Origin of the sequence: Actinophytocola algeriensis (assembly GCF_014203735.1) — a bacterium.
Taxonomy (GTDB): Bacteria; Actinomycetota; Actinomycetes; order Mycobacteriales; family Pseudonocardiaceae; genus Actinophytocola; species Actinophytocola algeriensis.
The window spans coordinates 17,675-32,832 of the sequence record NZ_JACHJQ010000004.1; the positions used below are offsets into that span (position 1 = coordinate 17,675).

The 15,158-nt window shown below is 69.8% G+C and carries 12 protein-coding genes and 1 tRNA gene; 6 read left to right on the plus strand and 7 right to left on the minus strand.

Annotated features, from left to right (window positions below; genetic code table 11):
* The first annotated feature begins 759 nt into the window (after positions 1–759).
* Genes FHR82_RS47470 through FHR82_RS17900 form a run of 3 tightly spaced genes read left to right on the plus strand, consistent with a single transcriptional unit; the run spans position 760 to position 2,581 of the window.
* Positions 760–1,461: a DUF742 domain-containing protein gene (locus tag FHR82_RS47470; protein ID WP_221463986.1), complete on the plus strand. Its 702-nt coding sequence runs from the start codon at positions 760–762 to the stop codon at positions 1,459–1,461.
* Between the two features lie 24 nt (positions 1,462–1,485).
* Entirely contained in the window at positions 1,486–2,373 is an 888-nt protein-coding gene (locus tag FHR82_RS17895; protein ID WP_184811611.1) for a class I SAM-dependent methyltransferase, read from the plus strand.
* A 16-nt stretch (positions 2,374–2,389) separates the two neighbouring features.
* Positions 2,390–2,581, plus strand: a complete 192-nt coding sequence (locus FHR82_RS17900; protein WP_184811612.1) for a hypothetical protein — start codon at positions 2,390–2,392, stop codon at positions 2,579–2,581.
* A 95-nt stretch (positions 2,582–2,676) separates the two neighbouring features.
* Here FHR82_RS17900 and FHR82_RS17905 read toward each other — a convergent pair whose 3' ends face one another.
* From FHR82_RS17905 to FHR82_RS17915, 3 genes are all read right to left on the minus strand, one after another.
* A complete protein-coding gene (locus FHR82_RS17905) occupies positions 2,677–3,558 on the minus strand; it encodes a hypothetical protein (protein WP_184811613.1) in 882 nt (293 codons plus the stop codon).
* Between the two features lie 264 nt (positions 3,559–3,822).
* Positions 3,823–5,130 (minus strand): ABC1 kinase family protein, encoded by a 1,308-nt coding sequence (locus FHR82_RS17910; protein ID WP_184811614.1) that lies wholly within the window; start codon positions 5,128–5,130, stop codon positions 3,823–3,825.
* Complete coding sequence (locus FHR82_RS17915; RefSeq protein ID WP_184811615.1) at positions 5,120–6,238, minus strand: ThiF family adenylyltransferase; 1,119 nt, start codon at positions 6,236–6,238, stop codon at positions 5,120–5,122. Before FHR82_RS17915 ends, FHR82_RS17910 begins: the two co-directional genes overlap by 11 nt.
* Positions 6,239–6,362: 124 nt before the next feature.
* Here FHR82_RS17915 and FHR82_RS17920 point away from each other — a divergent pair, with 124 nt between their 5' ends.
* Positions 6,363–6,893 carry a M48 metallopeptidase family protein gene (locus FHR82_RS17920; protein WP_311771147.1) on the plus strand — a complete coding sequence of 177 codons (531 nt, stop codon included), beginning with the start codon at positions 6,363–6,365 and terminating at the stop codon, positions 6,891–6,893.
* A gap of 213 nt (positions 6,894–7,106) precedes the next feature.
* Here FHR82_RS17920 and FHR82_RS17925 read toward each other — a convergent pair whose 3' ends face one another.
* Entirely contained in the window at positions 7,107–8,465 is a 1,359-nt protein-coding gene (locus tag FHR82_RS17925) for a zinc-dependent metalloprotease (RefSeq protein ID WP_184811617.1), read from the minus strand.
* Positions 8,466–8,644: 179 nt separating this feature from the next.
* Here FHR82_RS17925 and FHR82_RS17930 point away from each other — a divergent pair, with 179 nt between their 5' ends.
* Positions 8,645–9,661 (plus strand): YlbL family protein, encoded by a 1,017-nt coding sequence (locus FHR82_RS17930; RefSeq protein WP_184811618.1) that lies wholly within the window; start codon positions 8,645–8,647, stop codon positions 9,659–9,661.
* Positions 9,662–9,764: 103 nt separating this feature from the next.
* On the opposite strand, the gene FHR82_RS17935 is transcribed toward FHR82_RS17930, so the two are convergent.
* Positions 9,765–10,289, minus strand: coding sequence for a PPA1309 family protein (locus tag FHR82_RS17935; protein WP_184811619.1), 525 nt, complete (start codon positions 10,287–10,289; stop codon positions 9,765–9,767).
* 139 nt (positions 10,290–10,428) lie between these two features.
* On the opposite strand from FHR82_RS17935, the gene FHR82_RS17940 reads away from it, so the two are divergent.
* Positions 10,429–13,377, plus strand: coding sequence for a UPF0182 family protein (locus FHR82_RS17940; RefSeq protein WP_311771148.1), 2,949 nt, complete (start codon positions 10,429–10,431; stop codon positions 13,375–13,377).
* A 320-nt stretch (positions 13,378–13,697) separates the two neighbouring features.
* On the opposite strand, the gene FHR82_RS17945 is transcribed toward FHR82_RS17940, so the two are convergent.
* Complete coding sequence (locus FHR82_RS17945) at positions 13,698–14,108, minus strand: histone-like nucleoid-structuring protein Lsr2 (protein ID WP_184811620.1); 411 nt, start codon at positions 14,106–14,108, stop codon at positions 13,698–13,700.
* Between the two features lie 339 nt (positions 14,109–14,447).
* Positions 14,448–14,524 (minus strand) — tRNA-Met (locus FHR82_RS17950).
* Positions 14,525–15,158: the final 634 nt, after the last annotated feature.

The following is a 15,158-nucleotide window of genomic DNA, read 5'->3' on the forward strand; positions in this document are numbered from 1 at the left end:
TTTCTCTTCGTGCAGCCCGCGGCAGCGCCAAGTTCCGTCCCGCAGCATCCCGAACCGTTGCCCCACAAGGCTTCCCGCGGCCCGCATCCCGGCATCGTGCCGGTCGCGGCAATTCCGGTTAGCGGGCGCGGAACGTGCCGGAAACATGGACGTCACCGAAGGCGACCGGATCAGTCGTATCGTGCGGGGTTGGTTCGACCCGGATTTCCCCCGAACGGGGCGGAGATGACACGAGACGACGGTTCGCACAAACTGCCCACCGGCGGACGGCGATCTGCCAAGAACAAGCGAACCAAGGGCGTCGGCCGCACCGGCGCACGGTTCCCCGCCATCCGCGAAGAAGAACCCGAAGAGCCAGAAAAGCCAACCGACCCCGCGCCGACCACGCAACCCGCGTCGGCCGCCCATCCCGCGTCGGCTGCGCAACCCACGCCAGCTGCCCATTCTGCGTCGGCTGCGCATCCCGCGTCGGCTGCCCGACCGGTGCCGACTGTGCCGACTGCCCAACCCCCGGTACCCGCCCAACCCGCGTCGGCCACCTCATCCGAGTCCGCGCACGCATCAACCCGGGCCCCCGCCCCCGCCCCCTCCCCTCCCGCCGCCTCCACCTCCTCGTCGTCCACCCACCCCTCGCCCGCTGACGGTTCGCCCGCCTGGGGGTCGTCTGCCCGTGCGTCGTCTGTCGCACCCTCGGCTCGCGCGTCCACTGCTCACGCGTCGCCTGCTCACGCGTCGCCTGCTCACGGGTCCTCTGCGTCCGTGCACTCGTCGGTCGCCGGTGACGTGCGGGACGGTGGCAGCGACTCGCACGCCGAGGACCACGACGCGGAGCGCCACGACACCGAGGACCACTACGCCGAGGTCTACGACACCGAGGACCGCGACACCGAGGACCGCGACACCGAGGACCGCGACACCGAGGACTACGACGCCGAGGTCGTCGGGCGCACCGGTGCTCGGTTCGGGCGTTACTCCGTGCGCAAACCCAAGCGTGCCAGGGAGTTCGACTCCGGGAGTACCCCCGTCGCCGACGACCCGGCGTTCGAGACACCGCCCGGTGAGCCCACGCCCGAACAGTCAGCCGAACGCACCCAGCCGCTGATCAGGCCGTGGGCAGGGGCTCTCGTCCGCCCTTACGCGCACACCGGTGGCCGCACCCGGTCCAGCCACAGCCTCGCGCTCGAGGCGCTGGTCTCCAGCAGCCGGCGGTCCGGCGTCGGCGACGACACCGTGCTCACCACCCACCACCGGCGGATGATCGTCGACCTGTGCGTTCAGCCGCGATCGGTCGCCGAGGTGGCCGCCCTGCTGTCGGTGCCGCTCGGAGTCGCGCGTGTCCTGCTCGGTGACCTCGCCACCGCCGGTGTGGTCGTGGTCCACCCCACCGCCGGTACCAGCGGTGACGGTGAACCCGACCTCGCGTTCATGCACCGCGTGCTCGTCGGGCTGCGGCGCCTGTGACGCGTTGGCGATAACGTCGGTCGCATGGCGCACAAGCACACCCACGACAACATCGACTGGCCCGCGCGGCTCTCCTCCCTTCGCCGTGCCGACGAGCTTGACGCTCCTTTCGCTCGTGAAGTCGCCGACCGGCTCGTCGACCTCCTCGGTGCGGACGCCAAGCCGGTGATCGTCGACATCGGGTCGGGTGGCGGTGGCATGAGTGCCGCGTTCGCCGGGGCTCTCGCGGCACGTGGTGGTGGCCGGATCGTCCTCAGCGACGCCGTCGGCGAGCTGCTCGAACCCGCGACCGCTCTCGTCCGGGACATCGCCGCGGGCACCACCGTCGAGGTCGACGCGGTTCGCGCCGACGCCGCCAGTGATCAGCTGGCGGACCACCTGCCCCCGGCCGACCTGGTGTGGGCATCACGCGTCGTCCACCACCTCCCCGACCAGCAGGCTGCCATCGACGGTCTGGCGCGGGTGCTCGCGCCCGGCGGATGGCTGGCGCTGTCCGAAGGCGGCCTCGCGACCCGGTGCCTGCCGTGGGACCTGGGCATCGGTGAGCCCGGGCTCGGCAACCGGCTGACCGCGGCACGCGACACGTGGTTCGCCGGCATGCGCGCCGACATGCCCGGTGCCCGGTCGCTCCCCGTCGGTTGGAACAAGGTGCTCGAGGCCGCCGGGCTGACCGGCGTGTCCTCCTTCAGCTACGTCATCGACCACCCCGCGCCCGCGTCCGAAGCCGTCCGACTGTCCGTTGTGGACTGGATCGCGTGGATGTCCGGAGCGGGGGACGACGAGCTGTCCGCAAGCGACCAGGCGACCATCGCCCGCCTGCTCGATCCCGACGACGAGGCGTACGCCGGTGCGCGGGACGACGTGTTCGTGCTCGGCGCCTCGACCGTCTACCTTGGACACAAACCGGTCTGACGTAAGCTTTCGCGCCATGGTCGACGATCCCGACCCGGCCGCCGCGCACTGCGCGCGGTGCGGCCGGTCCCGCGCCGAGGCACCGTCCGCGGAAGCACTCGCGTGGGTCATGACCCACGACGAGCGTGGCCGCAGCTGGCTGTGCCCGGCCTGCGCACGCGCCCACGTGCGTGACATCGAGGGGAAACTCCCCGACGAGTACTGGTGAGCCCGCGTCCGCTGCCCAAGCCACCGGCAGACCGCGCGTAGCCGCGCGACAAGTCCGCGCTGGTTCATGTTCGTGCTCCTTTGTCGTCCCGTGCGTCAGCCCGCGCGGCGATGGACGCTCGCCGCCGCGGCCGCGAACGCCCTGACAAGTTCGTCCGTCACCGCGACCGGTGCGTCGCGCAGGCGTTGCCGGTCCGTGCGGACGAGGGTGAGACCCGCCGTCGACCAGACCCGCGGGTCGTGGTGGCGTGCGCGTGGGCCCACGTCCCACGCCAGCCCCACCTCCGGCCACCACGCGTCGGGGATGCCGAGCAACATGCCCGTCTCGTCGTGGACCGGCGCACGCCACCGCGGCGCGGGCAGCGCCGTGTCGCGCAGCAACCGCCGGGCCAGCGTGACCTCTTCCGGGACCACGTCCGCGTCGTCTGTCAGGTCCGGTGTCAGCAACGCGCGGATCGCGGCCGTGCCGCGCTGGCTGCCCGCGTCCAGCTCCGTCCGCAGCTCATCCACGGTGCACTGGCCGATCGCCGACGTCAGCAGCACCCGTAGCTGGTCACGGTCCGCCACCCGTCTGGCCGCGTCCAGCGTCGCCCTGGCGAGCGGTGCGTACGGCAGACCCGCGCGGACAGCCGGGGCCGGCGGTCTCGTCGTGCGCTCGACCGTCAGGTACGAGCGGCAGGCCAGCCTGCGTGTGGCCGGAGCCAGCACGAGCACGTCCGGCGGCAGCGGGACGTCCACGTCGTGCGCCCGCATCGCGTCGACGCCCGACACGACCGAAAGCGGGCCCGCGTAAGTGATCGCGGCTCGTAACCGCTGCCGCCTCGTCGGGCGGGCGGCGCTCATCAGCACCACGCCCGGCAGCACGCGCTGCCACGGACCGGACGGCCGGCAGCGGGTGGTGATCGCGTGGTTCGTCACGCCGAGCACGCGCAACTCGGCGATCGTCGTGACGTTGTCGGGGGCGCAGATGTGGTGCATGCCTGGGTGGTCGGCGTGCGGGGCGCGGAGCTGAATGGGGTGAGGCGAAGTTGGGGACAAGTGTCCGAGCGAATGGGACTTTCGTTCGGCCGGGAGCGCTACCGGAAGCCCGCTTCGTGGAGTCCGACCACTCCGGTGGCGCTTCCGGTGACCGCACCCGTCGTGCACGCCGTGCGGAAGACCTTGTCCGCGACCTCTCGCACGGCCGGCTTCAGCGGCGGAGGGCTGTAGCCGAGCATCCGGTCGTGACGTTCGTGGTCGTGCTCAGGCAGCGAAACCCGGCTGCCAGCGGGTGATCAGCTCACGCACCGGCAGTTCCGCGTCGAGCTGGCACAGGATGCCGGTCGACCCGCCGAGGACCCGGTGCAGCAGCAGGTACTGCGGCGGCAGGTTCAGCGTGCGGCCGGTGCGGAAGTCCTGGCCGCGCATGTTGCTCACCCGCATGGCCTGCTTCTGCATCCACCGCCGGGTGAAGTGGAACGTCTCCGCCTCCAACGGCTCCACGAACGGCGCCAGGTACGCGTAGACGTGCTCGGCCTCCGGTTGCTGGCGGGTGTCCGCGCGGATGAAGTGCTCTTCGCGCAACAGGTCCAGCAGCTCACGCGACTGACCGTCCAGCGCGAGCCGCATCATGCGGCCGTGTGCGGGTGGGAGGCCGTCCGGCAGGTGCGCGACGGCACCGAAGTCGATCACGCACAGGCGGCCGTCCTCGACGAGCATGAAGTTGCCAGGGTGCGGGTCCGAGTGCAGCCTGCCGACGCGTGCCGGGGACGAGTAGTGGAACTCGGCCAGCCGCAGCCCTGCCTGGTCGCGTTCCTCGCGGGAACCGTCACGGATGACCGACGACAGCGGTGTGCCGTCGACCCACTCCGAGATCAGCACCTTCGGGGAACTCGCCAGGACCTTCGGCACCAGTACGTGCGGGTCACCGGCGAACGCCTTCGCGAACGCGCGCTGGTTGTCGGCCTCCGCCCGGTAGTCGAGCTCCTCGCTCATCCGGTCCGACAGCTCCTGCAGCAGCGGCTTGACCTCGGTGCCCGGCACCACCGCCTGGAACAGCTTGCTGAACCGCTGCAGCTGCCGCAGGTCCGACATCAGCGCCTGGTCAGCGCCCGGGTACTGGACCTTCACGGCCACCACGCGGCCGTCGTGCCACACCGCCCGGTGCACCTGGCCGATGCTCGCGGCCGCCGCGGGCACCTCGTCGAACGACGTGAAGCGCTCCTCCCACCTGCGGCCCAGCTGCTCGGCGAGCACCCGCCGGGTCGTCTGGGCGCTCATCGGCGGCGCCGCCGACTGCAGCTTCGTCAACGCCTCCCGGTACGGCTCCGCCATCTCGCTCGGCACCGCGGCCTCGAACACCGACAATGCCTGCCCGAACTTCATCGCGCCGCCCTTGAGGGTGCCGAGCACGGCGAACAACTGCTCGGCCGTCTTCGCGGACAACTCGGCGCTCACCTGCTCGGCGTTCTGCCCGACCAGGCGCTTCCCCCAACCACCGACCGCTCGGCCGGCGACTCCGAGCGGGATGCTGGCGAGCCGCGCAGTCCGCGCCGCGGTCTTACGAGGCATCTCCGTCACGATCCGATTGTCTCAACTCCGCACCACTGTCCGCAGCACCTTTGGCGCAGTGCACCAGCCCGTCCAGCTGGCGACGAGCGGCGCCACAGGGGCACCGCGGGTGCGCGGACCAGGCACGATGCCGCACGGTTGCCGTGCGCGGCTCCAATGCGACACTTGTCTCACACGTCGCGGGCCGCTCGGCCACGCCCCGCAGCCACCCGGCGGCCTCCAGCACCTGCGCCATCGCGAACGCGGCCGTCGCCTGAGTGCCTGCCAGGTCGGTGAGCTGGGTCTGCCCGGCCAGCTGGACCGCGAGCTGCGGCCAGCACGAGTCCCGGTCGCACCGGTGCAGGTCAGCGCATCGCAGACAGCTCGTCAGGCCCGGCACCACCAGCGGGCCCACGATGCCGACCGTGTCCCGCACCCGCACGAACAGGTGCGGGATCGCCGCCCGCATCACCATGTCGACCCGCTCCGGTCTCGGCACCAACGCGTCGCAGAGAACCACCAGGTCAGGCGCTCGCGTCACGTCGAACTGGGCGGTGCGGACGTTCGGCCGCACCCTGCGCAGCGCCCGCCGCGCCGCCACCAGCCGCGGCGTGCCGACGTCCTGCTCCCGGTAACCGGCGCCGATGTCCTCCGGCCGGACCACGCCCGTCGCCGCCACGTGCACCCAGCCCACCCCCGCCGTCGCCAGCAGGCAGCCGATGGCGACCGCCAGCCTGCCGTCGCCCTGCACGGCCACCGCCAGCTCGGTTCGCCCGGACGGGTGATCATGCGGCCGCAGACCCGTCGCGAGCGCGTGCACCTGGGCCGCGGACACCTCACCGGCCAACCGCGCCGGGGTCGGGGTCGCGTCCTCCACGAGCCCCTGGTCACGAAGGCTCCCGAGCAGCTCGGCGAACATCCTGCGGTCGGCCTCGTCGAGGTCCGCGGCGAGCTGGTCCCGCGCGCGGTCACCGGTGAGCCGTCCCGCCGCCGCCACCACGCGGTCGGACAGTCCCTCGACCACCGTCGCGTGCCGTGGATCGAGGCCTATCTGCAGCTCACCGCCCCTGCGCCGCAGGACGGGAAGGCCGGCGACGACCCTCGGCCGGGCCGGCAGTTGTTTCGTCATGTGGACAGGTTCACCGACTCCCGCCCGGCGACGAAATCGTTATCCACAGGCTTCCCCAGGTGACCAAGGCCCTGCCCTGGGAACGCACTCCGAATTGTCGGTGCGGAGTCGTAACGTGGCAGCCGTGGCCGAATCCAGAGTCGAGGTGCGACGCAGCAAGCGCCGCACGCGCACCGTGACCGCGTATCGCGATGGCGACACGCTGGTTGTGTTGATCCCTGCCCGGCTGTCGAAGGCCGAGGAGGCGCACTGGGTCGCCGAGATGCAGCGCAAGCTGCTCAAGGGCGAGCCTCGGAAGCTCCAACCGGCGAAGCCGTCGGACGAGGCGCTGTTACGTCGCTGTGCCGAGCTGTCGGCCAAACATCTTGAAGGTCGGGCCACGCCGAACAGTGTTCGGTGGGTGCCCCCCATGCGGACCAGGTGGGCGTCCTGCACGCCGGCCGACGGGACGATCCGGGTGAGCGAGCACCTGAAGTCCGTGCCGGCCTGGGTGCTCGACTACGTGCTCGTGCACGAGCTCGCGCACCTGTTGGTGCCCTCGCACAACGCCAAGTTCTGGGAGCTGGTGCGGGAGTACCCGCGGACTGATCGGGCCATGGGGTACTTGGAAGGGTTGTCGGCTGCTGCCGGTCTGGGGGTGGTGACTGAGGACTGATCCCTCGGGGCTCGGCGGGTTGGGCCGGGGTCCGGGGAAGGGGTGGCGTTGCGCCGGTCTGGTGGGGCCGGCCGACGCGCACCCGTGGTCCGCGGTGCAGGCTCGGCTGGGCGGCCTGGTGGGCTTCAGGCAGGCATGAATGCGCGGGAGGGTCCTTCGGGACGTTGATCGCGTCTCGAAGGACCCTTCGGCCGAAGCTCGGTCTCGGCGAGGTCAGGCCTGCTCTTCGGGGCCCTTGTCCTTGCCCTCGGTGCCTTCGGTGCCTGCTGTGCCTTCGTCCCGGTCGCGCTCGGCCTGCTCTTCGCGTTCCAGGGCGGCGATCGGGTCGTCCTCCAGGGCGGGCTTGGTACCCATGCGCTCAGCGAAGTCCATCGGATCGTCCAGGTCCTCCGCCGTGGGGACCAGGTCCGGGTGGGCCCAGATGCCGTCGCGGGCTTCCAGGCCGTGCTGGTCGCCCACCAGGCGCCACAGGGCGGCCGCCGCTCGCAGGCGCCTCGGGCGGAGCTCCAGGCCGACCAGGGTCGCGAACGTCTGCTCGGCGGGGCCACCGCTCGCGCGCCTGCGGCGCAGGGTCTCGCGGAGTGCGTCCGCGCCGGGGAGGCGGTCGGTGACCGCGTCGCCCACGACCACGTCCACCCAGCCCTCCACCAGGGCAAGCAACGTCTCCAGCCTGGCCAGGGCCGCCTTCTGCTCCGGGGTGGTCTGGGGTTCGAGCATGCCCGACTGCATGGCCTGCTCGATCGACTGCGGGTTGGCCGGGTCGATCTGGCCCGCCAGCTGCTCAAGGGCCGAGGTGTCCACGCGGATGCCGCTCGCGAACTCCTCCACCGTCGCCAGCAGGCGCTGCCGCAGCCACGGGACGTGCGCGAACAGGCGTTGGTGCGCTGCTTCCCGCGCGGCGAGGAAGACCATGACCTCGCTGTTCGGGCGCTCGAGGCCGTTCGTGAACTCCTCGATGTTCTGGGGCAGCAACGCGACGGTCGCGGGTGGGCCGAGAGGCAGGCCGATGTCGGTGGACGTCAGGACCTCGGACGCCAGCTGCCCGAGGGCGTTGCCCAGCTGCGAGCCGAACGCCATGCCGCCCATCTGGCTGACCATCGACAGCAGCGGACCCGCCGCCTGCTTCGCCTCGGCGGGCAGTGCGTCCACCCACGCGCTCGACACCCTGCGGGCCACCGGGTCGCACAGGCGCTGCCACGTGGGCAGTGTGTTCTCCACCCAGTCCCGCGGCGTCCACGCCTTCACGGCCGTGGCGCCCGCCGGGAGGATCGTCGCCGGGTCGAGCCACATCTCCGCGAGGTGCACCGCGTCGGTCACCGCGCCCTGGAACTCGGTCGACGTGCGGAACCCGACGTCGCCCGAGGTCAGGCGCTGCATCGCGATCTGTTTCGCCAAGTCGTAGTTCACCGGCCCGGCCGAGGTGCCGGCCTGGCTGAGCATCTGCCCGAGCTGGCTGAGCATCTGGCCGAGCTGGTTGAACGCCTCAGCGGGGTTCTCGCCCTGCCCTGAGGGCTCCTTCTTGCCGCGGTCGTCCGGGTCGGGCGGTCCGAAGCCAAAGGGAAACTCGGTCATGTGTCCACGGTACGCGGGCACGCCACGCCAGTAACGCGCGGTGATTCGCTTGTCGAGAACACGCCGTACCCTGTCAACCCGTGAGTGACTCTCCGAGCCCCCAGGTAGAGGCCCCCCGGACAATCGGTTACGAACCGGGCACCGACAGTCCCCGCGGACTGACGCGGCGCGGGTGGACCGTGGCGATCAGCTTCGTCCTGGTGGCAGCACTCGCACTCGTCGGCGGGTTCGTGAAGGTCCCGTACGTCTCCATCGGCCCCGGCCCGACCTACGACACGCTCGGTGACGTCAACGGTCAGGCAGTCGTCGAGGTCGACGGCACCAAGACCTACCCGACCAGCGGGCAGCTGCGGATGACCACTGTGTCGATCAACGACGAGGTCACGCTGTTCGACGCGCTCGGCAGGTGGGTCAGCGGCCGCTACGCGCTCGCGCCGCGCGACGAGTACTTCGGGCCCGGCCAGACCCAGGAAGACCTCGAGCGCGAGAACAAGGTCATGTTCCAGGACTCGCAGAGCGCGGCGGAGACCGCGGCGCTGCGGCTGCTCGACAACCCGGTGAAGGTCATCGCGCAGGAGATCACCCGCGGCGCCCCCGCCGACACTGTCATCCAGCCGGGTGACCGCTTGTGGGTGGTGAACGGCGAGGACATCGCCGTGCAGGAGGACGTGCGCGACGCGCTGAAGAACACCAAGCCGGGGCAGACCGTGTCGGTGACGTTCCAGCACGGGGACGAGCCGAAGAAGACCGCCGACATCAAGCTCGGCAAGGCCAGCGACTTCGGCGGCGACGACCGGCCGGAAGGCTTCCTCGGGCTCGCGCCCGCCGACCGCGCGGACGTCGACTTCGAGACCACCATCCACCTCGAGGACGTCGGCGGCCCGTCCGCCGGGCTGATCTTCGCGCTGGCGATCGTCGACACCCTCACCCCCGGTGAGATGGAGGAGGGCCGCACGGTCGCGGGCACCGGCGCGATCGACGTGAAGGGGAACGTCCAGCCGATCGGCGGCATCCCGTTCAAGCTGATCGCCGCCCGCGAGGACGGTGCGACCACGTTCCTCGTGCCGGCGGACAACTGCGCCGAGGCGAAGTCGAACGTGCCGGACGGCCTGCAGCTCGTGAAGGTCGAGACCCTGGCCGGCGCGGTCGAGGCGCTGGAGGACCTGGACGCCGGGCGCACCCCGCCGCGCTGCTAGTGGCCTGAGCCGGAGCGCCTGCGCGCTTCCCGGTGGCCCGGCCGGCGTTGCCGGAAAGGCCCGAGTACCACCCGGTACCAGGGCCTTCCCGCGTCTGCGGTGGTCAGCGGAGGGTGTCCAGGAGGGCGTCGGTCAGGTTCGGGGCCAGCTCCGGGTGCTCGACGATCTCGTCATCGCCCTCGGTGGCGCGCACCCGGAGCACACACGCGGCGGTGCCGTCACGCAGTACGGCGGCGACCAGGCGGGCCTCGCGGCGGAAGGGGTGTTCGGCGGCGATGCGGCGCAGCGCGTCGGTGTCGCCGGTCTGCTCGCCCGCGGGCAGGGTGTCCTCCGCGTCCGGGGGCAGCACCACGATCTCCTGGGAGATCGCGCAGCCCTGGACGGCCTCCGGCCACATGATGCCGGCCAGTGCCTCCGCCAGGTCCTCGCTGGGCAGCTGGTCCTGGGCGACCGGGGTGAGGAACGCACCCGCGTCGACCTGGGCGGCAAGCTCGGGTTGGGCCTCCACCAGCTCGGCGGTCGGGACCAGGGCGAACAGCTGGGGCGGCTGGTCCCACCCGGCCGTGGACACGAAGTCCTCGACCTCTCTTGCGACGGCGGACAGGTGCTGGGCATGGCTTGCGGACATGCCTGTCATCCTCACCTATTCTCGCGGTCGGCTATTTCGACCTACCCGAACGGGAACCTGACGGGCACGGAATAGAGTTGGACATCTAGGACAGCCTCGGCGGTCCTAGCGAAGAGATGGTCAACACAGGGAGTGCACCGTGGCCACCAGGCCCCCGATCGGAATGCCGAAGCTGTCCCGACGCGCCAAGGTCCTGCTCAGTATCGCTGGTGTGCTGATCCTGGTGCTGATCGTCGGCGCCCGGTTGCTGGACACCTACGTCGACTGGCTTTGGTACGGCGAGGTCGATTTCCGGTCGGTCTTCACGACCGTGATGCTCACGAGAATCATCCTGTTCTTCGCGATCGGGCTGCTGGTCGGCGGGCTCCTGGCGGTGAGCCTCGCCATCGCCTACCGGTCCAGGCCGGTGTTCGTGCCGGTCTCCGGCGCGGATGACCCGCTCGCCAGGTACCGGTCGACCATCGTGCAGCGGGTCCGGCTGTTCGGCATCGGCATCCCCGTGGTCGTCGGCGCCATCGCGGGCGCCGCGGGCCAGGGCGAATGGCAGCCCGTGCAGCTGATGCTCAACGCGCAGCCGTTCGGTCAGACCGACCCCGAGTTCGGCAAGGACGTCGGCTTCTACGCGTTCACGCTGCCGTTCATCAGCTGGCTCATCACCTGGCTGTTCGTGTCGATCGCGATCGCGGGCATCGGTGCGCTGGTCATCCACTACATCTTCGGCGGCATCCGCCTGGGCACCAAGGGCGACAACTTCTCCGTCCCCGCCCGCGTGCAGCTGTCCGTCATCGCGGGCCTGTTCGTCGTGGTGCTGGCCGTCGACTACTACTTCGAGCGCTACGAGCTGCTGTTCTCCACGCGCAACGCGCTGTTCGACGGCGCCACCTACACCGACCTCAACGCGGTCCTGCCGGCGAAGCTCATCCTGATGTTCATCGCCGGGTTCTGCGCGGTCGCGTTCTTCGTCGGCGCGTTCGTCAGGAATCTGCAGTTGCCCGCCATCGCGATCGTGCTGCTGATCCTGTCCAGCATCCTCGTCGGCTGGGCGTGGCCGACCGTGCTGCAGCAGTTCTCCGTCAAGCCGAACGAGGCGGAGAAAGAGGCGGCGTCCATCGAACGGAACATCAACGCCACGAAGTACGCGTTCGGCCTCACCAACGACAAGATCAAGTTCGAGGACTACCAGGGTGACGCGTCGGTCAACGCCGAGACCACCGAGAAGGTCAAGGCCGCCACCGGCACCATTCAGAACATCCGCCTGCTCGACCCGAGCATCCTGTCCCGCACCTTCACCCAGCGCGAAGGTGGCGAGAACTTCTACGGCTTCCCGACCAAGCTGGACGTCGACCGCTACGAGGTCAACGGCAAGGTCCAGGACTACATCGTCGCGGCCCGCGAGCTCGACTCGACGCGACTTGCCGCGAACCAGACCTCCTGGATCAACCGGCACCTCGTCTACACACATGGCAACGGGTTCGTCGCCGCGCCCGCCAACCGCATCAACCGCGCGCTGGCAGAAGGCGAGTCCAGCGGTGAGGGCGGCTACCCGGTCTTCACCGTGAGCGACATCGAGGCGCTCGAGAACAACTCGGAGATGGACATCCCCGTCACCGAGCCGCGGATCTACTACGGCGAACTCGCCACCGACTACGCGATCGTCAACGCGCGCGGCGAGTACGACACCCCCGTCAACCAGGACTACCGCTACACCGGCAAGGGCGGCGTCGCCGTCGACGACTGGTTCAACCGGTTCGTCTTCTTCGCCCACTACGGCGAGCGGAACATCCTCTTCTCCAGCGACATCAGCGACGGCTCGAAGATCATGTACAACCGCGACCCCCGGGACCGCGTGAGCCGTGTCGCGCCGTGGCTGACGGTCGACGGTGACCCGTACCCGGCGGTGGTCGACGGCCGCATCCAGTGGATCGTCGACGGCTACACCACGCTCGACAACTTCCCGTACGCGCAGCGCACCCCGCTCGGTGAGGTCACCAACGACTCGCTGACCGGCGTGGCGCGGCAGGAGAACCGGGACATCAGCTATATCCGGAACTCCGTCAAGGCGACCGTCGACGCGTTCGACGGCACCGTGACCCTGTACTCGATCGACGACAAGGACCCCGTGCTGAAAGCCTGGGAGAGCGTCTTCCCCGGCACCGTGAAGCACGGCGAGATCCCCGAGGCCCTCCAGGAGCACTTCCGCTACCCGGAGGACCTGTTCAAGGTGCAGCGTGAGCTGCTCGCGCAGTACCACGTGGAAAGCGCGGGACAGTTCTTCTCGACCCAGACGTTCTGGGACGTGCCGGCCGACCCGACGGGTAGCAACAACGAGGCAGGCGGGGCGGCACCGAACCAGCCGCCGTACTACGTCCTCGCGCAGGTACCAGGCCAGGCAGAACCGACGTTCCAGCTCACCAGCGCCATGACACTGCTGCGAAGGCAGTTCCTCGCCGCGTGGGTGTCGGTGTCGTCCGATCCGAAGGACTACGGCCAGTTCAGAGTCCTGCGGCTACCGTCCCAGGACCAGACGAAGGGTCCTGGCCAGGTTCAGAACGAGTTCGAGACCACCGACGAGGTGACCGAGAACCGGACGCTGTTCCAGAACCCGAACGTCAACGTCATCTACGGAAACCTGCTGACGTTGCCGGTCGCGGACGGTCTGCTGTACGTCGAGCCGATCTACATCGAACAGAAGGACGAGAACGCGTTCCCGCAGCTCGCCCGCGTGCTGGTGTACTTCGGTGACCGGGTCGGGTTCGCCCCGACACTGCAGGAAGCACTCGAGGAGATCTTCGGTCCAGGCGCCGGTGGGGTGGTGACGCCACCGGAGGAAGAGGAAGGCGAGCAGCCGCCGGACACGTCGACGCCACCTCCGCCCGGCACGTCCACGCCACCGCCGCCGCCAAGCGGCGGGGACAACCCGGCGATGGAACAGGCCGTGCAGGACATCGGTACCGCCCTCGAGCAGCTGAAGACCGCACAGCAGAGCGGTGACTTCGCCGCGCAGGGCCAGGCGCTGGCCGCCCTGGAGAAGGCGGTCGGCGAGTACGAGGCGGCCAAGGCGAACCCGCCTGCGGGTGGCGGCGGCTGACCGGCTGATTCGACTGAAAGGCGCGGCCTTCCCGGGACTGATCCGGGGAGGCCGCGTTTTCGTCTGTAAGGGCCAGCGTGGTCCGTCATCACGCCTAATGCGTCGTCATCCCCGGCAGACGAAAAACACGGCCCCCGCTGGTGCGGAGGCCGTGTTTCTTACGCCTGAGGACGTCGGGTGTTGACGAACAGAGCCAGGGAGAGCCAGTTATCCACTGTGGACGCAGGAGCACCGCACAGTGACACCGCGACGTCTTTTGTCAATTCCCCGTCGTCAGCCGGTGCGGGGTTCCGAGCAGAACCGCGCCCGCGGACACCGGTTCAGCTCTTCTTCGCGCGCGTCCTGCGCTTCGCCGCCGGCTTCGCGGCCGTCTTGGCCTGCTTCGACTCCGCCTGCGCCTCCTTGTAGGCCTCGACGACGTGCGAAGGAATGCGCCCGCGGCCCGCGAGCTCGAATCCGTTCTCCAGCGCCCACTCGCGGATCTGGCCCGCCTCGCCGGAGTTCGCGGACTTGCCCGGCTGGGCCGGACGGGTGCCCCGCTTGATCCGGCCGCCGATGCGGCGGGCCGACTCGACGTACTCGGCCAGGCTTTCCCGCAACCGCTCGGCGTTGCTGTCCGAAAGGTCGATTTCGTAACTCACGCCGTCCAGGCCGAACAGGACGGTCGAAACATCCTGTGAACTGGTGCCGTCCAGGTCGTCGACGAGCTGGACCAATACCTTCTGAGCCATCTGGCTGCTCTCCCTTGGACGCCGTTGCACGAGACATGCGTGCACACCGGTTGGTTTGTGTCGGCACAGTAGCAAATAACCGGCCCGAGTCCGAAACGAACCAGGGACGACCAGGGTTCCTGACTGTCCGAACGAGACAGGCCAACGCGGGCGCCTTCCGCGGGCCATTTCCGGTGCCGCAAGCGGGCTTACCGGATTCAATTCGTTCAACCGATGGCCGATCCGGCCAAATGCCGCCACGTCCACACGGGAGGGTGGGAGGGTAATGTGACCCGGATTACGGGGTGGACGCAAAAGAACGATGGCCCCTCGGAAGGATCTCCGAGGGGCCATCGTCCCTGGTAGCGGGGACAGGATTCGAACCTGCGACCTCTGGGTTATGAGCCCAGCGAGCTACCGAGCTGCTCCACCCCGCGTCGTTGTGTTTGTAACTATACGCAGGCCTTCAGGGGGGTCTACACCGGGGGGTCATTTGTGCTCTGACCTGCGAAAACAGGCAAAACGGGGGGGTGGGGCCGGAGGTGCCCGGGAGGGCTCTCCGGGTCGTTCCCGGTCGGCGGGGTCTTCGATCGGCCAGTCAGCGCCCGGACGTCGTGGTTGTCGCGTGACCCCGATGCCGGGCGGGAGCGCTCCCGCCCGCGCGCTGCGGCAGGAGGTGGCACCTGTTACTCCAAGTGGAGGAAGAGGTCTGGACCATCGGTCCGCGGGTCGTGGGCGTCTGTCCGATGTCGCCCGTGCGCAACGGATCCCGACGCCCCGGGAGCCGGAAGTTTCGGCGCGACACCGAATTCGGTACTCGTGATTTCCCGTGGGGACGGTCCGGTCCAGGTGCACGTGACGCCTGCACGTGCACCTGGGTGTGCGAATGCTTGCGGCCGGCCGCCTATGCGCAGTCCACACAGGACTGGGCGGCCGCTGTGCACGTGCGACCGTCGCGGTCGTCCGGTCGCGTTCGACATCGGAACGAGCATTGTCGGGGTGTTCCCGCACATCTTTTACCCGGATGGAGTAGCGGCCTTCTTCGGCAGCTGAGAACGCCGGAAACCGGCT

Coding starts and splice junctions, on each gene's coding strand:
- FHR82_RS17895 (WP_184811611.1), top strand. CDS start 1,486: ATGGCGCACAAGCACACCCACGACAACATCGACTGGCCCGCGCGGCTC.
- FHR82_RS17900 (WP_184811612.1), top strand. CDS start 2,390: ATGGTCGACGATCCCGACCCGGCCGCCGCGCACTGCGCGCGGTGCGGC.
- FHR82_RS17905 (WP_184811613.1), bottom strand. CDS start 3,558: ATGCACCACATCTGCGCCCCCGACAACGTCACGACGATCGCCGAGTTG.
- FHR82_RS17910 (WP_184811614.1), bottom strand. CDS start 5,130: ATGCCTCGTAAGACCGCGGCGCGGACTGCGCGGCTCGCCAGCATCCCG.
- FHR82_RS17915 (WP_184811615.1), bottom strand. CDS start 6,238: ATGACGAAACAACTGCCGGCCCGGCCGAGGGTCGTCGCCGGCCTTCCC.
- FHR82_RS17925 (WP_184811617.1), bottom strand. CDS start 8,465: ATGACCGAGTTTCCCTTTGGCTTCGGACCGCCCGACCCGGACGACCGC.
- FHR82_RS17935 (WP_184811619.1), bottom strand. CDS start 10,289: ATGTCCGCAAGCCATGCCCAGCACCTGTCCGCCGTCGCAAGAGAGGTC.
- FHR82_RS17945 (WP_184811620.1), bottom strand. CDS start 14,108: ATGGCTCAGAAGGTATTGGTCCAGCTCGTCGACGACCTGGACGGCACC.